The sequence below is a fragment of the Geofilum rhodophaeum genome (assembly GCF_002210225.1).
GTDB lineage: Bacteria > Bacteroidota > Bacteroidia > Bacteroidales > Marinilabiliaceae > Geofilum > Geofilum rhodophaeum.
Map to the genome: position 1 here is coordinate 86,643 of NZ_MWUJ01000006.1, position 23,470 is coordinate 110,112.

The window sequence follows — 23,470 nt, forward strand, 5'->3', positions numbered from 1 at the left end:
TTAGTTCTGAATGTATTTGCGAATTTTCTTGTCGCCGATCCACACTACTTCGCTGCTTTCTACATCGGTTAATTCGAGGTTCACCTGGTAGTAAGTTACTTTTTCACGCTTGTAACTGTCCACTATGGAGTTGATGTCGCCGTTGAGCATATAATCCGCTCCCAGCTCCATTCCCCAGCGCTTAGCGGTCTCAACAGAGGCAAAATCCTGCTGAGAGGCACGTTCCCGTCGCAATTCTTCCCGCTTATCGCCGGCTTGGACCAGGCGAACGCGACCGCTGTTGATGAAAGCCCGCTCTATATCCTTAATAAAGGTTTCAGCACTGATGTGCTCATGCGATTTGTTGTAAACCAATCCCACAATAACCACCGGACGCTCCCCGGTTTTTCGAACGTGATTGTCGAGCCAGCCACTGTTCAGAATTTGTTCTACCATGGCTTCGGCAGTCATGCGCGAATCCGAATCGTTCCACCGACCGCTCAGGTCAATGGTCTCTTCGGTGCCAATGCGTTCAATTTTACGGGTGTTGCACGACGACAGGGAAAGGCCGGCCAACAAAACTAAAACGATGAATAAATGTCGCATATCGCTTATTTTTAAAGTTATTTATAAAGGATTACAATTTTGGTTCCAAAACTTCATCATTCGATTGATTCAGTGCTCCCAAATAATGTAAGAGACTGTCAATAAGCTCTTTTACACCTCCACTGTGCAGTTCCATCATAAAATCAAGGTGCTCGGCATAGGCGCCCTGCTGACCGGCTTTAAAGCCGGCTGAAGAGCTGGCTGCAATCCATTCAACAGGAAAGAGGCCACTGTTGTCGATCACCAGTAGGAGATCCCATTTTTGCTGGCAAAAATCGAGTACCTCAGGGGTATTGGGCCGACAAAAGAAATCAAGTTCTCCCGCATCCAGAAAAAAGCAGTTCTTATCGCTGATGTACGAATGTTCCATTTTTCGGTCGGGAAGGTAGCCTATAGCTGACCGCTTTTCGATGTTGGCGGGCAGACTGCGTAACAAACGACGCAACTCCTCGAAGTTTTCCCTGGAGCCGGCATTAAACACAATGCCAATGCTGCCGGCCTGCCTGAGTCCGCAGACGGTGATTTGTCGTTTTTTCTTTTTTAAACCCGCACGCAGCAAAAATGCACCGATTTTGGTCCGGGTTCCTTCAAATAAGCTCATAGAAGCGGTTTTAGGCCTGTATCATTTTCAGAAAATCTTCCTCCGAAAGGATGGGGATATTCAGTTTATGTGCTTTTTCCAGTTTGGCCGGTCCCATTTTGTCGCCGGCCAAAATATAGTTGGTTTTGGCGGTAATGGAAGATACGTTTTTCCCCCCGTGGGTCTCAATGAGGCCTTTCAGTTCGTCACGTGAACGGGCAAAAACTCCGCTCACCACAAAAGATAAACCTTCCAGTCGGTTCGATTGGGCCACCGGACGCTCTTCTTCTTCAAATTTCAATCCAAAATCGCGCAATTGTTGAATCAGGTTCCTGTTGTCTTCACTCTCCAGCCAGGCCAGGAGACTGGTGGCAATTTTATCGCCAATTTCATCAATGGCCAGCAATTGATCCTTGTCGGCCGCTAAAAGGGCATCGATATTGCCCAGTGCAGCAGCCAGTTTTCGAGCTACCGTTTCGCCAACAAAGCGAATGCCCAAGGCAAAGAGTACACGCGCAAAGGGGACTTGCTTAGAAGCTTCGATACCGGCAACAATGTTGGCGGCCGACTTTTCGCCGAGACGTTCGAGTTGTACCAGCTGTTGCACTTGCAAGCGATAGAGGTCGGCTATGGTGTTGACCAACTTTTGTTCGTACAGCAGATTGATGGTTTCACTTCCCAATCCATCAATATTCATGGCGCGGCGACTAATGAAATGCTCTATGCGGCCTTTGATTTGAGGCGGGCAGGCGGCGGTGTTGGGACAGTAATGGGCGGCTTCTCCTTCAATGCGCATTAAAGGAGTGCCACATTCGGGACAATTGCTGATGAAGGACAGGGGCGTACTGCCGGGCAGCCGTTCACTGGTATCAACGCCGGTTATTTTGGGAATGATTTCCCCGCCCTTTTCCACGCTGACCATATCGTTCAGATGCAAATCGAGTCCCGCAATGATGTCGGCATTATGCAGGGAGGCTCTTTTGACTGTAGTACCGGCCAGAGGCACCGGTTCGAGGTTGGCTACGGGAGTTACAGCGCCCGTGCGCCCCACCTGAAAATCGACCGAGCGCAAGCGGGTGAAGGCGCTTTCGGCTTTAAACTTGTAGCTGATGGCCCAACGGGGTGTTTTAGCAGTAAAGCCCAGTTCCTCGCGAAGTGTCAGACTGTCGACTTTAATAACTACCCCGTCAATCTCAAAAGGGAGTTCGTTGCGGGCAGTATCCCAGTGCTTTACGAAGGCGTGAATTTCTTCAAAACTGCGGCACAGCTTATAGTGGGGCGAAATGCGCAGGCCCCATTCCGAAGCAGCTCTCAGGTTTTCGAAATGACTGTCGAAGGGCAGCTTGTCGCCCAGGAAGTGATAGAGATAGCATTCCAGCGGACGTTTGGCCACCAGGGAACTGTTTTGAAGTTTAAGAGAGCCGGCGGCGGCATTTCTTGGATTGGCAAAGCGCGCTTCGCCCATTTCTTCACGCTGTTGGTTAAGTTTTTCGAAACCAGCGCGGGACATGAATATTTCGCCCCTTACTTCCAGATCGTTCGGACAGTCTCCCGTTAATTGCAAAGGAATACTGCGAATGGTTTTCACATTATGGCTTACATCGTCGCCGACCGTGCCGTCGCCACGTGTAACGCCGCGCACCAACTGCCCGTTTTGATAGCTGAGGGCGATGGCGGTACCGTCGTATTTAAGTTCACAGACAAAGGCCACTTCCTGACCGGCCAGTTTGATAACCCGATTGACAAAATCCTGTAATTCGCTTTCAGAATAGGTGTTACCCAACGAAAGCATGGGGTAGCGGTGCGCAACCTGCTCAAAATCCTGACTCAGATCGCTGCCCACGCGTTTGGTGGGACTGTTGGGGTCGTCCAGCTCGGGGTGAGCTGCTTCAAGACTTTGCAACTCGGCCATTTTCTGGTCGAAATCGAAGTCGGACAGTTCAGGTTGATTTAAAATGTAATAGAGGTAGTTATGATGGTGCAGTTCGTCGCGAAGGCGTCGAAGCTGTTCCCGGGGGTTCTGTGCTTCCATGTTTTTGTTTTTCGCCAATTGAACCACAAAAATACAATTATTTCTCCCGGTTTTGCTGTGTTTTTCCGCTGATGTAATCCTGGATGCGTTTTCGGATGCTGCCCAGTAGGGGTTTCATCCATTCCCGCGCCAGGGTGCCTGCCAAGCGAAGCGGGCTAAAAATTTCGTTGAATTCCATCAGCGCCATATCCAGTTTTTTGCGACTTAAGCGCACCTCAAAGCTGAGCCGCGTACGCTCGTCCGACAATTGCTTGAAGGAGGTGATGTGTCTGAAATCTCGGGCTGTGCTATGCTTCATCGTCTTCAAATTTTGGGAAGAATATCTTAATAAAGGCCTGGATAATGGGTTTCTCGACCCAGATGCGGCGAGACAGCCAGAAAATTACTGCCATCAGCAGATAAAACCCGGCCACCAAAGTAAAGCCCAGTCCGTTAGAGCCCAGCAAGTCGCCCAAAAAAAAGGCGGCGGCAAGGGAGAGAAACATAAAAACAAAAAAGAGCAGGTACAAAATACCCAGCTTTACAGCAAATCCGGCAGTAAAGCGCGAGAGTTCTTCAACCAGGTGGAGCTTTAAAAGGGATATGCGTTTGTCCACATAATCCTCAAACTCATTTTTTACCTCGTCGATATGGTTTTTGAGATCGTCCTGAAACATACCATAAATCTTAAGTGAGTATTGCGTAAATGCAAAATACTAAGATAGTACTTTGCGCACAAAAAATGCTGCCCGACAAGACGTAATCTTGCCGAAACAGCACTTCTGTTTAGTGATCTAAAGCGGATGAAGGCTTTATTTGGCTTTGGCTTCGGCCGGTTTTTTATACTCCTCAACCAGTTTCTCAATACGGTTTTCCACTTCCTGAATCTTCTTTTTCAGGTCTTCCTTGAGTTCACCGCCCTTTTCCTTCAATTTGGCCCGCAGGGTGTCGAGCTCGTCTTCCATTTCATTGATCTTCTTTTTGATGTCTTTGCGGGTATCGTCACCGCTCTGAGGGGCATACAATAAAGCTATGGTTGCGCCCAGCGCTGCACCTGCCAAAAGTCCGCCAACAAATGATCCTGCTGTCTTCATAATATTCTATATTTTAAGGTTCAACAAAAAACAGGGTACTTAATTGCCCTGAAATCAAACACTAATAAATATAGTCAATCTTGGTCACAAAGTCAAATGCCGGCGCCGTTTAAAAAGGAGTTTTGTCCCCCAAATGCTTTAAAGGTCCTGCGCCTCAAACAGTTTTGGGTTTCACAAAAAGCCCAAACAAAGCCTAAAATACATTAACTGCAAATGTGTTGGGTTTTTCTTTATTGGGGACATAATCGGTTTATTTTCTGATTTTTTGGTTGAAAGTCCACCCCCACAAACACCACCGCTATCGCGCTGGTTATGCGAAGGGTATTTATTTACTTGGTCGCTTTGTTTATCTTTACCTGTAAACAAATAAGAGGATATGAATGTGCCCAACACAAGCATAACACCTGAAGAACGACTCGAGATTCTGCGATCGTACCGCAAGCTGCTGCGCGCAGCTGCGGGAATGCTGCAAAGTCAGGATGTCCGCCAGATTCGTAAAGCCATTGAAACAACGCTCGATAAAAACGGAGTGCTTCGTCTTCCTTCCGGAAAACCTTCTGTATTGCACTCCCTGGAGGTGGCGCGCATTACTGTGGAGGAGGTGGGCCTGGGAAAAACCTCCCTGATTTGTGCCCTTTTGTACGAAACGGTGCGACAGTCGGCCGTGAGCATCGACGACATACGTAAGCAATTTGGAGAGCAGGAGGCCAATATAATGGACGGACTGGTAAAGGTTTTTGATCTGTACCAGACCAATGCTTCTATTCAATCGGAGAATTTTCGTAAGCTTTTGCTGACCTTTGCCCAGGATGTGCGCGTGATTCTGATTATTGTGGCAGATCGCCTGCATACCATGCGGATGTTGCAACATTACCCCAGGGAGGAGCAGGAAACCATCTCCGCCGAGGTGTCGTACCTCTACGCGCCTATGGCGCACCGCCTGGGTTTGTACTCCATCAAGTCCGAAATGGAAGATTTGGTGATGAAGTTTACCAACCGCGATTTATATAAGTTTATCGCTAAAAAACTGAATGAAACCAAGCGTGCCCGGGATAAGTACATTCGCGAGTTTATTGAGCCCATTAAAGAAGAGCTTAAAAAGCAGGATCTGAAGTTTGACATCAAGGGCCGTACCAAGACCATCCACTCCATCCACAATAAGATGAAGAAGCAAAAGGTGGAGTTTGAGCAGGTGTACGACTTATTTGCCATTAGGGTGATCCTCGACAGCGAGCTGAAAAACGAGAAAGCCGATTGCTGGAAGGTGTATTCGGTAGTAGCCGATAAGTATCAGCCCAACCCCCGCAGAATGCGGGATTGGCTGTCGGTGCCTAAAAGCAACGGCTACGAATCGCTGCACACGACGGTGCTGGGTCCCGAAAATAAGTGGGTAGAGGTGCAAATACGTACCCGGCGGATGGACGAGGTGGCCGAGAAGGGCTTGGCTGCCCATTGGAAGTATAAGGGGGTGAAAGGCGACCGTGGTTTAGATATTTGGTTAGAGAGCATTCGTGAAGTTCTTGAAAATCCAGAGCTTAACGCAATTGACTTTATCGACGACTTTAAGCTGAATTTGTATGATGAGGAGGTATTTGTTTTTACTCCCAAAGGCGATTTAATCCGTCTGCCCAAAGGAGCTACTGTGCTCGATTTCGCCTTTGATATACACTCCGAGGTAGGGAAAAAATGCGTGGGCGCTAAAGTCAACAACAAAAACGTATCCATTAGGCATACCTTGCAAAACGGCGATCATGTAGAAATCCTCACCGCCTCAAACCAGGCCCCCAAACAGGATTGGCTCAATGTAGTGGCCACATCAAGAGCGAAAACCAAGTTAAAGCAGGCCCTGCGAGAAATTCAATACAAGGAATCGGAGATTGGTCGCGAAACATTGATACGGCGCCTGAAAAACTGGAAACTGGAACTGAATGATCAGTTGACGGGCTTATTGGTGAAGCACTTTAAGTACAAGAGTGTGCACGACTTCTTCCGGGATATTGCCATTGAGCGTTTGGATGTGGTCGCAATAAAAGAGTTCATTTTAAACCAATCGCGCAAAGATCAGGAGCGGGAGCTGGCTGAAAACGCCCCGGCTGTGAGAAGCGCCGAAAATTTTGTGACTCCTCCGGCCGATAGCGAGGAAAACAACGATGGGGATGTTTTGCTGATCGATAAAAACCTGACCAATGTAGATTACAAGCTGGCCCGGTGTTGCAACCCCATTTTTGGGGACGATATTTTTGGCTTTGTTTCGGTTTCGGGTGGAATTCGCATACACCGAACCTCTTGTCCCAATGCCCCGGATATGCGCAGCAAATACAGCTATCGCATAGTTAAGGCGCAGTGGACCGGCGAAGCCGGAGGCAGTTATCTGGCGGCCATTAAGGTGGTGGGCGAGGACGATATCGGCATTGTAAGCAATATTTCACAAATCGTGAGCAAGGAACTGAAACTGAAAATGCGGGCCATTTCGGTGGAGAGTCACGAGGGTTTGTTTGAAGGAACAGTTACAGTGTTTGTTAATAACAATCAGATTTTAAGTTCACTAATAAAGAAGGTGAAAGGCATAAGAGGCGTTTTGTCGGTCAGCCGTATCGATGGCGTGAGCAGTTGAGCAGGAAATATTTGTTTTATTAATGCTGAAGTGCTAACTTATAGCATACTTTAAACCAACCGCCATGGACGAAAAAATCATTACACTGGCAACGCATACCTTTCAGCACGCTCAGGTATTGAAGAGTGTACTGGAATCGGAAGGCATTGAATGCTTTCTGCAAAATGCCAACCTGATTCAGGGTGCTTTTAATTCAAGTGTGAAAATTCGAATTAAAGAAAACGACCTGGAACGGGCCATGAAAATTATGGAACGTATAGAGGAACCCGGATTGGAAAAGATGGGGGACAAGAAACCAGGCAGACCGGCTAAACCTAGGATCTTGCTTCCTATTGACTTCAGTGATTATTCAGAAAAAGCTGCACACATGGCCCTGGATTGGGCCGTGCGTCTCGAAGCTGAAATCACGGTCCTTAATGTTTACTTCAACCCCATCGTTAATACGCTGCCCTTTTCCGAAGCCTATGTGTACGACTCCAGCATGGACGAGATGATGGTGGATATGGAGGAGCAGGCAGAGCAAGACATGCAGGCTTTTTTAAAAAGCTTTAAGGAACGGAAGCGGACCTTGGGTTATGAGAAAAAGGTGAGCATAAAGCATAAGCTGTTGCGTGGGGTGGCCGAAGAAGAAATATTGCGATTCAGTGAAGACTATCATCCTACGGTCATCGTTATGGGCACGAGGGGAAAGGACCGTAAGGCTGCCGATTTAATAGGTAGTGTAACGGCTGAAGTGATGGAGATGGCACGGGTTCCGGTTTTGGCCATTCCAGAAGATTTTGAGTACCGCGGGGTCGATAAAATCCACAATGTACTTTATGCCACCAATTTTGAGGACAGCGACTTTGTCGCGCTTGAAAAATTGGAACGCATCGTTAAGCCGCTTGAGGTCAGGATATTTTTTGTGCATGTGGGGCCGCAAAGCGACAGTCGCTGGGATCGCTTAAAGCTGGATGGACTTAAAAAGCATATGGAGGAGCGCTTTCCGCAGACCGAAATAATGTGTGATTTTATTGAAAATGAAGACTTCTGGGTGGGTTTGGAAGGCTTTATTCAGAAAGAGAAAATCGACATTATTAGTCTCACCACCCGCCGCCGCAACCTCATTGCCCGGCTGATTAATCCTTCCGTGGGCAAAAAAATGCTGTTCCATTCGAATACGCCCATGCTGGTTTTCCATGCCTAAGGCTGTTTTTCCTTTCTGGTGGAATTGTTACCTTTGTAAAAGCACCTCAAATCCGGGGTGCTTTTAGGTACAAAAGCCTTTGTATTATGGGGAAAAGAGGATTTGCCAGCGACAACAACGCCGGCGTTTTGCCTGAAGTGATGCAGGCAATAGCCGATGCAAACAGCGGTCACGCAATAGGTTATGGGGGAGACGAATACACGAGGGAGGCCGAAGCGGCTTTGCGTAGGGTTTTTGGTGAAGCCACCCAGTGTTATTTTGTGTTCAACGGAACCGGGGCCAATGTTGTGGCCCTTCAGGCCATGGCCCGTTCGTACGAAGGTGTTGTATGTGCGGCAACGGCACACATTAATGTAGATGAGTGTGGGGCGCCTGAAAAGCTATCGGGTTGCAAATTAATAGATGTTCCTACGCCCGACGGGAAGCTGAGTCCTGAGTTGATTGCACCGGTATTGCATGGCTTTGGCTTTGAACACCACGTACAACCCCGTGTACTGTCGCTCACACAGGCCAGCGAAATGGGTACCCTTTACAGCATAGAAGAATTGCGTGCTTTGTGTACTTATGCCCATGAAAGGGGCTTGTTGGTGCACATGGACGGGGCCCGCCTGTCCAATGCCGCAGCAGCCTTAAATTGCTCTTTGGCCGATATTTCTGTAAAGGTTGGTGTAGATGTGTTGTCGCTGGGAGCCACAAAAAATGGTTTGATGTTTGGTGAAGCGGTTTTGGTCTTTAACCCTGAGCTGCAGGGCCCACTTAAGTACATTCGTAAGCAAAGCACCCAACTGTTCAGTAAAATGCGCTTCTTGTCGGCCCAGTACACCGCCTTCCTGAAAGATGAGCTGTGGCGCAAGTCGGCCCAACACGCCAATCAAATGGCCCAATTACTGGCCCGCGAGGTGGCGGCAATTAAGGAAGTGCAAATTACCCAAAAGGTGGAGTCAAATGCTGTTTTTGCCCTTATCCCCAAAGAATGGATCGCTCCTTTACAAGCCGCTTATTTTTTTTATGTGTGGGATGAAAATCGTTCGGAGGTGCGTTGGATGACTTCCTTCGACACCACCGAGGCCGATATTCATGAATTTGTGGCAGAGATGCGTCGCATTGCTTCACCCAAGTCCTGAGATAATGATAAGATTGGCCGGTCCCCATCAAAAGCCTGAAAAAAGGCGACTGATGCACAGTCTTTTTGTGCCGGTTACGCTCGTGGTGCTGATGTTTTTGGTGCATTTGCTGAGCTGGCTGGAAGACTGGGATCTGGTTTTTCTGGGCGTGAAGCCTTTGTCCTGGGAAGGTTTGCCGGGCATCCTGCTTTCGCCTTTTATTCATGGGAGCTGGCAACATCTGGGCAACAATATTTCGTCTCTTTTTGTACTGGGCGTAGCGCTGTTTTATTTTTATCGGGAGATTGCTTACCGGGTTTTTCCACTTATTTACCTTCTGGCCGGCCTTTGGTTGTGGTTTGGTGGTCGCGATGTCTGGCATATTGGGGCCAGTGGACTGGTTTATGGTTTGGCTTCCTTTTTATTTGTGAGTGGCATTATAAGGCGGCATATTCCGCTGATGGCGCTGGCCCTGATTGTGGTGTTTTGGTACGGCAGTCTGGTCTGGGGCATGTTCCCTCTGGCCCCACGTCTTCCGCACTCCTGGGAGGGCCATTTGTGGGGCTTTGTGGCGGGACTGTCAGCAGCTGTGGTATATCGCAAGGAAGGCCCTCAAAAGCCGCCTTCGCCCTTTCTAGAGGAACAGGAGGAAGAAGAGGAAGAGGCAGAAGCTTTTTGGAAGTTGCCTGCCGACGACAAAACGACAAAGGATAAAAACGAAAATGAATTATAGAAGCAACAAGGTGCTGGCGGGTCATTTGGCTATGCTTACGGCCAATGTGGCGTGGGGCTTGATGTCGCCCATGTCAAAATCGGTCATGATGGGAGAGGTGAGTGCTTTGGCCCTGGTGACTTTTCGGATGGTGGGCGCAGCAGGGGTGTTTTGGCTGACCTCTTTGTGGCTGCCGCGTGAAAAGGTGCCCCGAAAGGATCTCTTGTTGTTTTTTGTAGCCGCCCTTTTCGCCATTGTTTTTAATCAGGGTGTTTTTATGATGGGTATTTCGCATACCAGTCCCATCAACGCATCCATTGTTACCACCACCTTGCCGCTGATTACCATGCTCATTGCCTTTTTCTACCTGAAAGAGCCGATCAGTTGGAAGAAGATTCTGGGCATCGCCATAGGTGGTGCCGGCGCAGTCATCATTATTGTGAACAGTCAACTCAATGCCGGTGGCGTGGTGGGCGACCGGCATCTTTTGGGGATTACGCTCTGCTTTGCGGCTCAGTTCAGTTATGCCTTGTACTTTGTTTTGTTTAAGGGACTGGTCTCGCGCTATTCGCCGGTTACCCTTATGAAGTGGATGTTTTTGTTCGCTGCCTGTTGTTACCTGCCTTTTTCGTGGCAGCAGGTGTCGGTGATTGATTACAGTGCCCTGCCAGCATCGACCTACGGGAACATTATTTTTATTGTACTCGGCAGTACCTGGTTGACCTACCTTCTGTTGCCTACCGGTCAGAAATACCTGCGGCCTACTGTGGCCAGCATGTACAACAATGTTCAGCCCATAGTGGCAACGGTCGTAGCTGTGCTTTGGCAGCTCGATGTGTTCAATGGCCTGAAGGCCCTGGCCATACTCCTGGTGGTGGCCGGTGTATATATGGTGAATCAGAGTAAGGCACGGGAGGCTGAACAGCGTTAAATCCTGGAGACTTAAACGGGTTTTAAGTCTCTGGCCTGCTGCCATTGCTCAATGGTTTGTCGGGCTTCGTCGTATTCATTGACCTGCATCATTTGATGACGCAGTTCTGCCGCACCGGGAAAGTCGGACAAGTAAATTTTAAAGAAGCGACGCAGCATGGGAAAGGGGCGTTCGTTCTTCCAGTTGTCCTCAAACAGTTGCAGGTGCAAAAGCAGAGTTTCGAGTCGCTGTTCTACCGTGGGCGACTGGTTTTCGGGGCCAAACATCCAGGGGTTTTTAAAAATGCCGCGCCCAATCATCACGCCATCCACGCCATAGTTTTCAATTTTTTGGTGCGCTTCGGGGAGACTGTCTACGTCGCCATTGCCAATGATGGGCAGGGTGGGAGCCAACTCATTACGCAGAGCTGCCGCCTTGGCAATCTCGTCCCAGTTGGCTGCGCCTTCCGACATTTGTTTTTGTATGCGTCCGTGCAGAATGATGGCGTCGACGGGTTGCTGCAACAAAAACTGCATCCAGCGCCCGGTGTCGATCTTTTTAAGGCCCAGACGAGTTTTTACGCTCAGGGGCAGGGGACTGGCTTCCCGGGTGGCTGCGATGAGCTCAGCCGCCAGGGGTTCCTGATCGATGAGGGCAGAGCAGCTGCCGTGAGCCACCACATTTTTAACGGGGCAGCCCATGTTGATGTCGATGCCATCGAAAACGTCCATTTCATGGATGATGCGTACTGTCTCTGCAAATTTTTCCGGTTTGTTGCCCCAGATTTGGGCAACGAGGCGCACGCCCTTTTCTTTAAGGAGCTGTTTTTCGGCAGGGGAGACTTTTAAGCGGTGACTGACCCGCTCGCGTCCCACCGGATGGCACATGCCATCGGTGGAAGTAAACTCGGTGAAAAGAAGTTGCAATTGACCGGGGAGCGTATTTCGTAAAATCAGCTCCCGAAACGCGGTGTCGGTCACATCTTCCATCGGGGCCAGCATCATCAGGGGACCCGCTTCGCGTTGCCAAAAATTGGTGTTGGGCGTTTGTGTGCTGCTCATAGACTGAGAACGCTTTCCGGGGTTTGGGCCATGGGTTCCCCGGCTTTGTTGTGGGCTTGCAGTTTTTCGCTGCAGGCGCTGCTGCAACAGCCCTGGTGCTTTTTGCTGCACGAGGGGCAGAGTATGATGAGTTCGTGACAGGGGTCCCAGGCGCAATTCGTGTGGGTGTCGCAGGCACAACCACAGCTGCTGCATTTGCCCAATACATGGGGCGTTATGCGTTCGCCCAGACGCTCATCAAACACAAAATTCTTTCCAATGAAACGAGGTTCCAGTCCCCGCTGCTTAATTTCAGCGGCATAGGCAATGATGCCGCCATGCAGTTGGTTCACGTCTTTAAAACCATGGTGGCGCAACCAGGCGCTGGCCTTTTCGCAGCGCACTCCTCCGGTGCAATACAGGAGAATCTTTTGGTCCTTTTTCTCCTTCAATTTGTCGACCACCAATTCAATTTCTTCCCGAAAAGTGTCGGCTGGGGGGCACCAGGCATTGACAAAGTGACCGACTTCACTTTCGTAGGCATTGCGCATGTCCACCACCAATACGTCCTCCTTTTGCGAGAGTTCGTGAAATTCAAGGGGCGAGAGGTGGCTGCCTACATTGGTGGTGTCGAAAACGCCATCGTTGAGACCGTCGGCCACAATTTTCGGACGCACCCTTACAATCAACTTCAAAAAGGACTCTCGCTGATCTTCAATGGCCCATTTGAGCGGCATGTCGCGCAATTCGGGTAGCGAGTCCATGTAGTCCAGGAAGTCCTTGATGTGGTGCTCGGGTACATTCATCTGGGCATTAATGCCCTCCCGGGCGACATAGATCCGGCCATTGCAGCGCAGGGCATCCAGGGCCAGATACAATGCATCGCGAAACATATCGGGATCCGCTATGTTTACATAGCGGTAAAACGACAGGGTGCGTCGCTCAAAATCCTCTGCCTGCAAGCGGGCCAGGAGTTGGGGGCGACCGAGTTTGTTGTAGAGTGCCATGATTTTTTTTTTGCAAAGATAAGCATTTTAGGATAAATTTATCTGAAACACCTTAAAGGAAGATGACAAAAGAAAAAACGGAAGTTTTGATTGTGGGCTATGGATTAGCTGGATCGTTGCTGGCGCATCGTCTGGAGGAAGCAGGGATGGATTACAGGGTGGTTAGTGATATGACGCAGCCTGGTGCTTCGGAAGTAGCGGGAGGTTTAATCAACCCCCTGATGTTTCGAAAGCTTAGAGGAGCCCGTGGGGTAGCCGAAGTCTGGCCTTTATTAAAAGAAGCATACGGCCGATTAGAGGCCTTGTACGGACTTCAATTTTTGCATTGGAAGGACAGTGTTAAGTTGCTGAATGATCAGGAAATAAAGGAATGGGAGCAAGGTCGAAGTAAGAATTTTGGAGTGTTTTTGGGCGAGCTTAAAACGGAGGGAGAATTGCCTGGCTTGCGTTCGTCTGCCGGTTGGGGCCGCTACAGTGGTTCGGGCTACCTGGATGTTGCACGTTGGTTGGAGGTATCGGGAGCACGCCTGCGCAGCAAAAATTGGCTGATTGATGCAAAAGTGGAGCCGCAGGATTTAAGCCGAAAAAACAACAACTGGCTGTGGAAGGGAGGCCATCTTCAGGCTCGGAAGGTCGTTTTTTGTGAGGGTGCAGCGGTTCGGGGTAATGCCTGGTTGACCCAAATACCCTGGACGCCCAATAAGGGCGAATTGTTCGAATTTGTTGCCCCTGGCTTGGCAGAGGATTTTATTTGGCGGGATGAGCTTTTTGTACTGCCTTTGGGCGGAAGCCGCTTTAGGGCCGGGGCCACTTACAAGCGGGAAACGCTGGATGCTGTCCCCAGCGTGACAGGACGCCAATGGCTGGAAGAACGCCTGCGCAATATGTTGACGGTCGAATTTGAGGTGGTGGAACACCGGGCAGGCGTTCGGCCTGCGGTGCGTGACCGTATGCCGGTGGTTGGGGCACTGCCTGGACAGGAGGAAGTTTATGTGCTCAATGGTTTTGGCTCCAGAGGCGTTGTTTGGGCACCCTACTGTGCCGATTTGCTGTTGCGCAGCTGGGAGCAGGGGCAGGCTGGCATTCCCAAATCGATGCAGGTACAACGCTTTTTTCGTGGATAGGCATAAAAAACAGCCCGGAAAGTATATCTTTTTTGAACCACATGGGGCGCTGCTTGTTAATATAGGCAAAAGAACGATGGCGTGTCCCCCTTGCCGCTAGGTAGTCATGGCTGATGAATACGGCACTCAGGGGCACGCCATCTGATTTTTTGAATCCTAAAGTTGCAATTTTTTTAGCACATAGAGACGCGGGTTTTTGAAAATCTTTTGGCATCTTTACGTTTTCAAATCAACAGCAAATGAAACAGCGATCCGACATGGCTTATTGGACCCTATTGAGTTTTTCACTCAGTATGGTGCTTGCCATGCAACATGGTCGCACTGAAGAGGAGGCAAGCGGATTTAAGTCGGCCCGACTTCGGGGTCAGCAAATTTGCTTGCTCAAAGTGCAGGACATCCAGGAGGCCTTTAGAGTGCTGGCTGCCCAGGATACTTCTTTTATTTTTGAGCACAGACCCCTGGCAGCTGGCAATGTAACTGCTTCTGTTAAAGAAGTGCTTGAAGCACTGTATTGCTGTCCTTCTGCACCACTCATTGCTAGGTCAGCCTTTGCTTCCCAACAGGAATTTTCTGATCAACCGCTCTGTGATGCTGGACTTGCCGGTGGCGAATCTGATTTTTGGATACGCCCAAATGTGCTGCCGTGCTCAGCGCCTGAATCCGGTCACGTCAGCTCACTACTCTGGAGTGTGCGTCCCTCCCGTGCTGGTCCTGCATTTATTGCTTAAGGTCTTTCCCAAATCGAGGAAGACATTTCCCTGTAATGCTTTTATTTTAATAAACCGTTAAAACAACGGTTTTCAACACCTTGATTAATATGAGTGTAGTAAATAATATACTGGCCCTTTTTTTGGGCGATAAGTCAAAACGTGATATGAAGGAGGTGCAACCTTATCTCGAAAGGATTAAGGCTGCCTATCCCGAAATCTCAAATCTCTCTAACGATGGTTTGCGTGAGCGCACCCAGGAGTTAAAGCGGCGAATTTATGACAGTTATGCCGATCAACAGGCACGCATTGATGCTTTAAAGAAGAGCATAGAGCACGATAATCCCGAAGTAGATGAACGGGAGAAAATGTATGAAGAAATTGATCGCCTGGAAAAGGACATTACCGATATTATTGAGAAAACCCTGGATGAAATACTCCCCGAAGCTTTTTCCATTGTTAAAGAAACGGCGCGTCGCTTTAAGGAAAACAGTTCGGTGGAGGTAACGGCCAGCGAGTTTGACCGCGACCTGGCTGCGCGTGCCGATTTTGTAGAAATTGCCGGCGACAAAGCGCGCTTTGCCAACAGCTGGCTGGCCGGCGGTACTGAAATAACCTGGGACATGGTGCACTACGATGTGCAGCTGATTGGCGGGGTGGTACTGCATCAGGGGAAAATCGCCGAGATGGCAACAGGTGAAGGTAAAACATTGGTAGCTACGTTGCCGGTATTCCTCAATGCTTTAGCCGGACGGGGTGTGCATGTTGTAACCGTTAACGACTACCTGGCTAAGCGGGACTCCGAGTGGATGGGGCCCATTTTCATGTTCCATGGTCTGAGTGTCGATTGTATCGATAAGCATCAGCCCAATTCGGCAGATCGTCGAAAAGCCTATCAGGCCGACATCACCTATGGTACCAACAATGAATTTGGCTTCGACTATTTGCGCGACAATATGGCGGTTTCGCCCGATGATTTGGTGCAGCGCAAGCACAACTTTGGTATCGTGGATGAAGTGGATTCCGTATTAATTGATGATGCTCGTACGCCTTTGATTATTTCGGGGCCCATACCGCGTGGCGACGATCAGCTCTTTACCGAGCTTCGTCCCAAAGTAGAACGCCTGGTTGAAAGTCAGCGTGCCATGACTTCACGTTTGTTGGCCGATGCCAAGCAAAAAATGGCCTCTTCGGACAACAAGGAGCAGGAGGAAGGTGCCTTGCTGTTGCTGCGTGCTTTCAAGGGCATGCCCAAAAACAAGCCTTTGATTAAGTTTTTAAGCGAGCCGGGCATCAAGGCCAGTATGCTTAAAACCGAGAATTTCTACATGCAGGAAAACAATAAGAACATGCATGTGGTCACCGATCCCCTGCTTTTTGTGATTGACGAAAAAACCAATTCGGTGGAGCTTACCGACAAGGGAATTGATTTAATTACCGGCGACTCAGAAGATCCTCAGTTTTTTGTTTTACCGGATATCGGATCGGAAATCGCGGTTCTCGAAAAAGCTGGTCTTTCAGAGGAAGAGAAACTTCAGAAGAAAGACGAACTGATGCAGAGCTACGCCGTTAAGTCGGAGCGCGTGCATACCATCAACCAGTTGCTTAAGGCCTACGCCATGTTCGAAAAGGATGTGGAATATGTGGTGATGGACAACAAGGTGAAAATTGTAGATGAGCAAACGGGACGTATTATGGAAGGCCGTCGCTATTCCGACGGTCTGCACCAGGCCATTGAGGCCAAGGAAAGGGTGAAGGTAGAAGCAGCTACGCAGACCTATGCCACCATTACCCTGCAGAACTACTTCCGTATGTACAACAAACTGGCTGGTATGACCGGTACTGCGGAGACCGAAGCCGGTGAACTCTGGAACATCTACAAGCTGGATGTGGTGGTCATTCCCACAAACCGTCCCATTCAGCGTAAGGACATGAACGATAAGGTTTATAAGACCAAACGTGAAAAATACAATGCCGTAATCGACGAGATTGTGGAGCTGGTGAATGCCGGACGCCCCGTTTTGGTGGGTACGACTTCGGTGGAAGTCTCCGAGCTGCTCAGTCGCATGCTCAAATTAAGGGGAATTCAGCATAATGTGTTGAATGCCAAGCTGCACCAGCGGGAAGCGGACATTGTTGCCGAGGCCGGTAAGAAGGGCATTGTAACCATTGCCACCAACATGGCCGGTAGGGGAACCGACATCAAACTGTCGGCCGAAGTCAAGGCGGCCGGAGGTTTGGCCATTGTGGGTACCGAAAGGCATGAATCGCGTCGGGTCGACCGTCAGTTGCGCGGACGTGCCGGTCGCCAGGGCGACCCCGGATCGTCGCAATTCTTTGTCTCTCTGGAAGACGACCTGATGCGTTTGTTCGGATCGGACCGCCTGGTGAAATACATGGATCGCCTGGGCGTGGAAGACGGGGAGATGATTCAGCACAGCATGATTACCAAGTCGATCGAAAGAGCCCAGAAAAAAGTAGAAGAGAACAACTTCGGTATTCGTAAGCGTTTGTTGGAGTACGACGATGTGATGAATTCGCAGCGCGAGGTGATCTACACCAAGCGCAGAAGAGCTTTGTACGGAGAGCGCATGCAGGTCGAAATCTCCAATATGATGTTCGATACCATTGAAGGACTGGTACAAGACGCTCAGGAGAGCAACGACTTTGAAACCTTCAAAATGGAGTTGATTCGAATTTTCTCTGCCGAGTGTCCCTTCGATCAGGATACCCTGATGAAGGGCAAGGCAGAGGAACTGACCGATAAGCTGCACGATCAAATTTGGAAGGGGTACCTCAGGAAAATTGAGCATATGGCCCGTCAGGCCTATCCGGTAGTGAAAAATGTTTTTGAAACCAAGGCCGAAATCTATCAGAACATCGTGGTACCCATCTCCGATGGTCATCGGGTTTTCCAAATCACCACCAATCTTAAAAAGGCTTATGAAACGGAAGGTAAGGAACTGGCCAAGTCTTTTGAAAAGGCCATTATGCTCATTACCATTGACGAGGCCTGGAAAGAGCATCTTCGCGAGCTGGACGATCTGAAACAGGCGGTACAAAATGCCTCTTACGAGCAAAAAGACCCCTTATTGATTTACAAGTTTGAGTCTTTCAACCTTTTCAAGGGAATGATCGATAAAAACAACAAATCGGTAGTCTCTTCTCTGGCCAAGGCTCACATCCCCATTAGGGATGCCAGTCAGGTAAGAGAAGCGGAGCAACGCAGACGACCCGATTTGAGTGCACTGCGCACCCAAAAAGACGATCCTGGTGCCGGAGCTCCCGCTGGTCGCCCCCCCATGCCAGGCGAGCCCCAGGCTCCCCAAAAACCACAACCGGTGCAGCCCATCCGTACCGAGAAAAAAGTGGGGCGCAACGATCCCTGTCCCTGTGGCAGTGGTAAAAAATACAAACAATGCCACGGTAAATAAAGATAATGAAAGTCCGTTTACTGCCCTGCGCAGGGCGGACTTTCTGCTTTTGCAGCCGAGCTTTTCACTTTTGTTATTAATGGATTAAACGCAATATTATGCAACTATTCTCCTACATTACATGGACCGCCGATCCCGAATTGTTTTCCTTTGGGCCAATTTCGGTGCGGTATTACGGGCTCTTTTTTGCCATTGCCTTTTTGTTGGGCTACTATATTGTAGAACGCATGTTTCGACGCGAGAATGCGCCGGAAGCCTGGGTCGATAAACTTTTTGTTTATGTAATGGTGGCCACAGTTGTAGGGGCACGCCTGGGTCATGTATTTTTCTATGGCTGGGAGTATTACTCGCAGCATCCCGGTGAAATTTTGAAGATCTGGCAGGGGGGACTGGCCAGTCACGGTGGTGCTTTTGGTATTTTAATTGCCATGTGGCTCTATTCTAAAAATGTAACGCGCCGCTCTATGTTGTGGACCATGGACAAGTTGGTGATTCCCGTAGCATTAGCGGCCGTTTTTATCCGTTTGGGCAACCTGATGAATTCTGAGATTGTTGGTATGCCCACCGACTTACCCTGGGGTTTTGCCTTTGTTAAGGCCCACGGCATTGCCAACCCGGAGTTGCCCCGACACCCTTCTCAATTGTACGAGGCCCTCAGCTATCTGATTACTTTTGCCGTTTTAATGTACATGTACTGGAAGCGCAATGCCGCCCGTCGTCAGGGCCTCATCTTCGGTGTATTCTTGATTGGCATATTTGCTACCCGCTTTTTTATTGAATTTATAAAAGAAGATCAAGAAGCTTTTGAGGCAGGCATGATGCTGAATATGGGACAATGGTTGAGTATTCCCTTTATTGTTGGTGCCATCTACCTCATTTATCGCAGTATGACCCGTGAACCAATAGAAGTGGATATTACCCGAAACGAACGACGAAGAGTAGAGAAGTAGTGCTATGGATTACGGATTATTGTGGTATGTGATAGTGGCTGTTTTGCTGCTCGAGTGGGGGTGGGATCAAGTTTTAGAGACACTCAACCGCAGGCATTGGACTGCCCAGGTCCCCGAGCGCCTCAAGGATGTTTTTCCTGAGGATAAGTTTCAGAAGCAGAAGGACTACAGACGAGTTAATCATAGTTTTTCTTTTATAAGTTCGGCGGTGTCCCTGGTGGTGGTTTTAATGGTACTGTTGCTCCATGGATTTGGCTGGCTCGAGGCCAGGCTACAAGTCTTTGGCCTGTCGCCGTTTTGGCATTCGCTGGTATTTTTGGGGGTGGTGGGACTGCTGTCCACCTTACTGAGTCTTCCCTTTTCGATTTACCATACTTTTGTTATTGAGGAGCGCTTTGGCTTTAATAAAGCAACGCCCCGTATCTTTGTTGCCGACACCATTAAATCTTTGTTGTTGGGGGCCTTATTGGGAGGATTGCTGTTGGGCTTGTTCCGCTGGTTCTTCGAGTGGACCGGGCCCTGGTTCTGGCTGTGGGCATGGGGATTGGCTAGTCTTTTTGCCGTGTTTTTTGGTCGCTTTTATACCACTTTAATTCTGCCCTTATTCAATAAGCTTAAGCCGCTGGAAGAGGGTAGTTTAAAGCAGTCTATTGAAAGCATGAGTAAAGCAGCTGGTTTTCGGCTCGATCGGGTTTATGTTATGGATGGTTCCCGCCGAAGCACTAAGGCCAATGCCTTCTTCAGCGGTTGGGGGCGACAAAAGCGCATTGTATTATTCGATACGCTGTTGGAACAACTTAACGAGGAGGAAGTAGTAGCGGTATTGGCCCACGAAATTGGGCATTATCGTTTGAAGCACATTCATAAGGGAACTGCTGTTGGTTTGGCGCAGACCGGGTTTACCCTTTGGTTGTTGAGCCTTTTTATTTTGCACCCTGCCATAGCTCAGGCCCTTGGCGCCGCTGCAGCCTCCTTTCATATTGGGCTCTTGGGTTTTGGCTTATTGTTTTCGCCCATCAGTGGGGTAATGGGACTGGCTTCCACCATTTTGTCGCGCAGGCACGAGTACCAGGCCGATGCCTTTGCCGCTCAATATGCAAGCGGAGCGGCCTTGCAAACCGCGCTAAAGAAGATTTCTGCAGAGGCTTTGAGTAATCCTACACCGCATCCCTGGTATGTGTTTTTTCATTATTCGCACCCTCCGCTGTTGAAGCGACTGGAAGCACTTGATTTGTAACATTATGCAAGCAGAAATAATAACCATTGGCGATGAGTTGCTGATTGGCCAGGTTACAGACACCAATTCGGCCTGGATGGGTCGGGAACTCAATAAAATCGGTATTTCGTTGTACCGGATTACGACCATCAGCGATGAGCTGGGCGACGTTTTAGCTGCATTTAAGGAAGCCACGGAGCGTTCGGAAGTGGTGTTGGTAACAGGGGGATTGGGACCCACCCGGGACGACCTGACCAAACTGGCACTGTGTCGCTTCTTTAATACGCGCCTGGTGAGGAACGCGCAGGTTTTGGAAGATGTGGAACGCCTGCTTAAAGGACGGGTTACGCATTTGAACCAATTAAACCTCGATCAGGCCCTGGTTCCTGAAGATTGCACCGTGATACGCAATCCGGTAGGCACCGCTCCAATCTTACGTTTTGATCACCCCAAAGGGGTTTTGGTGGCCATGCCCGGGGTGCCGTCTGAGATGATGACGGCCATGAGCAAGGAAATTTTACCTTATTTGGCTGAACGCTTTGTGCCTGGAGTAGTATTACATAAAACCATACATGTTTTTAATGTTCCGGAGGCTGTTTTGGCCGAAAAGTTGAGCGATTGGGAGGATGGACTGCCAGCCCCCCTGAAGTTGGCTTATTTGCCCGCTCCGGGCAAATTGCGTTTGCGCCTGAGCGCCAGAGGAAGCGATGAGGCAGTACTTTCGGCCGCCATTGCTTCGGTTTTACCGCCCTTGCAGGCGCTTATTGGTCCCCATATTTTTGCCTACGACAACGAAAAGGTGGAAGAATCGGTGCTGAACATGCTGGAAGCCAAAGGAGCCAAACTGGCTACTGCAGAGAGCTGTTCGGGTGGTTATATGGCCCATTTGTTGACGGCGGTACCGGGTGCTTCGGCCGTGTTCAATGGCAGTGTGGTGGCGTATTCAAATTCCGCTAAAATAAAGCAACTGGGCGTAGATCCGGAGGTAATCAGGAGATATGGCGCAGTGAGTAAGGAAGTGGTTGAACAAATGGCCCTGGGAGCTTGCCGTTGCCTCGAAAGCGATTACGCCATTGCCAGCTCCGGCATTGCCGGTCCATCCGGAGGAAGTGCCGAAAAACCTGTAGGAACGGTCTGGCTGGCCTGGGCCGGCAATGGGAAGGTGCAAAGCCGGGTTTTTCAATTTGGACCGCAACGGGAGCGGAATATTTTGCGCACGGCAGAGGCAGGCATCATAGTTTTGAAGTGCTTGCTGGAAAAGGGGGAGTTGTAGAGAGTCTCTGATTTTTTGTGTTTTTTATGTACTTAAATTCAGTGCTTTACATTTGCCCATATGTATGCTTTGTTTAAATCTATGGGACAGCAGTCTGGTTTTCCGGGACAGCGAAAAGGGAATAAAAAATTCAAAAACAGAGAAATAAAAAAGAGAACTATTTGTTTTTTTGGTAGAAAATCGCGTATTTTGCGCTCTGTTTGAAAAACGTAGATTAAAACGGTTGAGAAATGTCAAAAGTTTGTGAAATAACAGGAAAGCGCTTTATGGTGGGAAATAATGTTTCTCACTCAAAAAGACGTACAAAAAGAAGGTTTGATATAAACCTCTTTGATAAGAAATTTTTTCTGCCCGAAGATAAGCGCTGGGTTAAGCTGAAAGTTTCGGCTGCCGGACTGCGTGTAATCAACAAGGTAGGTGTGCAGGCAGCTATCAAGTCGGCACAGGAGAAAGGTTACTTAAGTGCTAAAATATAAGATGGAGGGTAGTAAAAATGGCTAAAAAAGGTAAAGGCAACCGCATCCAGGTTATTCTGGAATGCACCGAACATAAAGAAAGCGGACAACCCGGAACATCCAGGTACATTACCGTTAAAAACAGGAAGAATACGCCCGACAGAATGGAATTGAAAAAATTCAATCCTATTTTGAAGCGTATGACCGTTCATCGTGAAATCAAGTAAACTATAAATCATGGCAAAGAAAGTTGTAGCAACACTGCAAAACAAAGGAGCAGGAAAGGGACACACCCGTGTTATCAAAATGGTGAAATCACCTAAGACTGGCGCCTATTCTTTCCAGGAGGAAATGGTTGTCAACGATAAGGTAAAAGATTTTTTCGCCAAGTAAGAATCTCCTTACAGGAATTGTATTAAAAGAAGCCTTCTTAGCATTAAGAGGGCTTTTTTCATTTTGAAATGCCGGTTGACTAAATATGGTTATATTTGCTGTTTAGATAAGAAACAACTATCATGGGAATATTTGGTGTTTTTAATAAAGCGAAGAAGGATAAGCTGGACCAGGGTTTGTCTAAAACCAAGGAAAGTGTTTTGCAAAAGCTGGCCCGAGTGGTTGTTGGCAAATCCAGGGTGGACGATGATGTTTTAGATGAACTGGAAGAAATGCTCATCAGCTCAGATGTGGGGGTGGAGACCACCCTTAAAATTATCCAGCGCATTGAAAAGCGGGTGGCCCGCGACAAATTTGTTAATGCCGATGAGCTGGATCGCATTCTCAGGGAAGAAATCAGCGGTTTACTGGCTGAAAACCAGGTAAACGAGGGCCTGGATTTTGAACTTCCTGCCGACAAAAAACCTTATGTCATTATGGTTGTAGGCGTTAACGGAGTAGGCAAAACCACTACCATTGGTAAATTGGCCCACAAGTTTAAAACAGCCGGAAAATCGGTGATGCTGGGGGCGGCAGACACCTTTAGGGCCGCTGCCATTGAGCAGTTGGAGATTTGGGCCCAGCGCGTAGAAGTCCCCCTGGTTAAGCAGAAGATGGGCTCCGACCCGGCTTCTGTAGCCTACGACACCCTGGCTTCGGCTCATGCAGCGGACAGCGATGTGGTTATCATTGACACCGCCGGTCGCCTGCACAACAAAGTCAACCTGATGAATGAGTTGTCGAAGATCAAGAAGGTTATGCAAAAAGTGGTGGGCGATGCCCCCCACGAAATCCTTCTGGTACTGGATGGCTCTACGGGTCAGAATGCCTTTGAACAGGCGCGCCAATTCACCAAAGCCACCGAAGTCAATGCCCTGGCCATTACCAAACTTGATGGTACGGCAAAAGGCGGGGTGGTGATTGGGGTTTCGGACCAGTTTCAAATTCCTGTAAAATATATTGGCATAGGTGAGGGCATCGACGATTTGGAACCTTTCAGTCGCACAGCCTTTGTAGATTCTCTTTTTGGCAAATAA

The 23,470-nt window shown here is 49.0% G+C and carries 23 protein-coding genes; 15 read left to right on the forward strand and 8 right to left on the reverse strand.

The features are described from left to right. From B4W65_RS07700 to B4W65_RS07725, 6 genes are all read right to left on the reverse strand, one after another. Positions 1–585, reverse strand: a complete 585-nt coding sequence (locus B4W65_RS07700) for a penicillin-binding protein activator LpoB (RefSeq protein ID WP_088654563.1) — start codon at positions 583–585, stop codon at positions 1–3. Positions 586–616: 31 nt separating this feature from the next. Then, positions 617–1,186 (reverse strand): DUF6913 domain-containing protein, encoded by a 570-nt coding sequence (locus B4W65_RS07705; RefSeq protein WP_088654564.1) that lies wholly within the window; start codon positions 1,184–1,186, stop codon positions 617–619. 10 nt (positions 1,187–1,196) lie between these two features. Continuing rightward, positions 1,197–3,197, reverse strand: a complete 2,001-nt coding sequence (ligA, locus tag B4W65_RS07710) for an NAD-dependent DNA ligase LigA (protein ID WP_088654565.1) — start codon at positions 3,195–3,197, stop codon at positions 1,197–1,199. Between the two features lie 37 nt (positions 3,198–3,234). Continuing rightward, on the reverse strand, positions 3,235–3,495 hold the full coding sequence (locus B4W65_RS07715; protein WP_088654566.1) for a hypothetical protein: 261 nt from the start codon (positions 3,493–3,495) through the stop codon (positions 3,235–3,237). Continuing rightward, complete coding sequence (locus tag B4W65_RS07720; RefSeq protein WP_088654567.1) at positions 3,485–3,853, reverse strand: phage holin family protein; 369 nt, start codon at positions 3,851–3,853, stop codon at positions 3,485–3,487. The genes B4W65_RS07715 and B4W65_RS07720 overlap by 11 nt, the downstream gene beginning before the upstream one ends. Before the next feature lie 135 nt (positions 3,854–3,988). Then, complete coding sequence (locus tag B4W65_RS07725) at positions 3,989–4,270, reverse strand: YtxH domain-containing protein (RefSeq protein ID WP_088654568.1); 282 nt, start codon at positions 4,268–4,270, stop codon at positions 3,989–3,991. 376 nt (positions 4,271–4,646) lie between these two features. On the opposite strand from B4W65_RS07725, the gene B4W65_RS07730 reads away from it, so the two are divergent. The 5 genes from B4W65_RS07730 (at position 4,647) to B4W65_RS07750 (ending at position 10,816) form a co-directional block, all read left to right on the forward strand. Continuing rightward, positions 4,647–6,884 (forward strand): RelA/SpoT family protein, encoded by a 2,238-nt coding sequence (locus tag B4W65_RS07730; RefSeq protein ID WP_088654569.1) that lies wholly within the window; start codon positions 4,647–4,649, stop codon positions 6,882–6,884. A gap of 64 nt (positions 6,885–6,948) precedes the next feature. Further along, the gene (locus B4W65_RS07735; protein ID WP_088654570.1) at positions 6,949–8,070 is read left to right on the forward strand and encodes a universal stress protein; all 1,122 of its coding nucleotides are present in this window, start codon (positions 6,949–6,951) and stop codon (positions 8,068–8,070) included. Positions 8,071–8,156: 86 nt separating this feature from the next. Beyond that, entirely contained in the window at positions 8,157–9,194 is a 1,038-nt protein-coding gene (locus B4W65_RS07740; RefSeq protein ID WP_088654571.1) for a threonine aldolase family protein, read from the forward strand. Positions 9,195–9,198: 4 nt separating this feature from the next. Next, the gene (locus tag B4W65_RS07745) at positions 9,199–9,906 is read left to right on the forward strand and encodes a rhomboid family intramembrane serine protease (protein ID WP_088654572.1); all 708 of its coding nucleotides are present in this window, start codon (positions 9,199–9,201) and stop codon (positions 9,904–9,906) included. After that, positions 9,896–10,816 carry a DMT family transporter gene (locus B4W65_RS07750; RefSeq protein ID WP_088654573.1) on the forward strand — a complete coding sequence of 307 codons (921 nt, stop codon included), beginning with the start codon at positions 9,896–9,898 and terminating at the stop codon, positions 10,814–10,816. The genes B4W65_RS07745 and B4W65_RS07750 overlap by 11 nt, the downstream gene beginning before the upstream one ends. Before the next feature lie 11 nt (positions 10,817–10,827). On the opposite strand, the gene B4W65_RS07755 is transcribed toward B4W65_RS07750, so the two are convergent. Continuing rightward, positions 10,828–11,856: a tRNA dihydrouridine synthase gene (locus tag B4W65_RS07755; protein ID WP_088654574.1), complete on the reverse strand. Its 1,029-nt coding sequence runs from the start codon at positions 11,854–11,856 to the stop codon at positions 10,828–10,830. Continuing rightward, the gene (gene trhO, locus B4W65_RS07760; protein ID WP_088654575.1) at positions 11,853–12,842 is read right to left on the reverse strand and encodes an oxygen-dependent tRNA uridine(34) hydroxylase TrhO; all 990 of its coding nucleotides are present in this window, start codon (positions 12,840–12,842) and stop codon (positions 11,853–11,855) included. The genes B4W65_RS07755 and trhO overlap by 4 nt, the downstream gene beginning before the upstream one ends. A gap of 62 nt (positions 12,843–12,904) precedes the next feature. Between trhO and B4W65_RS07765 the strand changes: the two genes are divergently transcribed. From B4W65_RS07765 to ftsY, 10 genes are all read left to right on the forward strand, one after another. After that, entirely contained in the window at positions 12,905–13,966 is a 1,062-nt protein-coding gene (locus B4W65_RS07765) for an NAD(P)/FAD-dependent oxidoreductase (protein ID WP_088654576.1), read from the forward strand. Positions 13,967–14,205: 239 nt separating this feature from the next. After that, positions 14,206–14,694: a hypothetical protein gene (locus tag B4W65_RS07770; protein WP_088654577.1), complete on the forward strand. Its 489-nt coding sequence runs from the start codon at positions 14,206–14,208 to the stop codon at positions 14,692–14,694. A gap of 89 nt (positions 14,695–14,783) precedes the next feature. Then, positions 14,784–18,107: a preprotein translocase subunit SecA gene (gene secA, locus B4W65_RS07775; protein WP_088654578.1), complete on the forward strand. Its 3,324-nt coding sequence runs from the start codon at positions 14,784–14,786 to the stop codon at positions 18,105–18,107. Between the two features lie 98 nt (positions 18,108–18,205). Then, positions 18,206–19,057: a prolipoprotein diacylglyceryl transferase gene (lgt, locus tag B4W65_RS07780; protein WP_088654579.1), complete on the forward strand. Its 852-nt coding sequence runs from the start codon at positions 18,206–18,208 to the stop codon at positions 19,055–19,057. Between the two features lie 4 nt (positions 19,058–19,061). After that, positions 19,062–20,294: a M48 family metallopeptidase gene (locus B4W65_RS07785; protein WP_088654580.1), complete on the forward strand. Its 1,233-nt coding sequence runs from the start codon at positions 19,062–19,064 to the stop codon at positions 20,292–20,294. Positions 20,295–20,298: 4 nt separating this feature from the next. Then, positions 20,299–21,546, forward strand: coding sequence for a CinA family nicotinamide mononucleotide deamidase-related protein (locus tag B4W65_RS07790; protein ID WP_088654581.1), 1,248 nt, complete (start codon positions 20,299–20,301; stop codon positions 21,544–21,546). A 230-nt stretch (positions 21,547–21,776) separates the two neighbouring features. Continuing rightward, positions 21,777–22,022 (forward strand): 50S ribosomal protein L28, encoded by a 246-nt coding sequence (gene rpmB / locus B4W65_RS07795; RefSeq protein WP_088654582.1) that lies wholly within the window; start codon positions 21,777–21,779, stop codon positions 22,020–22,022. Between the two features lie 17 nt (positions 22,023–22,039). Continuing rightward, complete coding sequence (gene rpmG, locus B4W65_RS07800) at positions 22,040–22,228, forward strand: 50S ribosomal protein L33 (protein WP_088654583.1); 189 nt, start codon at positions 22,040–22,042, stop codon at positions 22,226–22,228. Between the two features lie 10 nt (positions 22,229–22,238). Continuing rightward, the gene (locus B4W65_RS07805; protein WP_088654584.1) at positions 22,239–22,394 is read left to right on the forward strand and encodes a DUF4295 domain-containing protein; all 156 of its coding nucleotides are present in this window, start codon (positions 22,239–22,241) and stop codon (positions 22,392–22,394) included. Between the two features lie 122 nt (positions 22,395–22,516). Beyond that, positions 22,517–23,470, forward strand: coding sequence for a signal recognition particle-docking protein FtsY (gene ftsY / locus B4W65_RS07810; protein WP_088654585.1), 954 nt, complete (start codon positions 22,517–22,519; stop codon positions 23,468–23,470).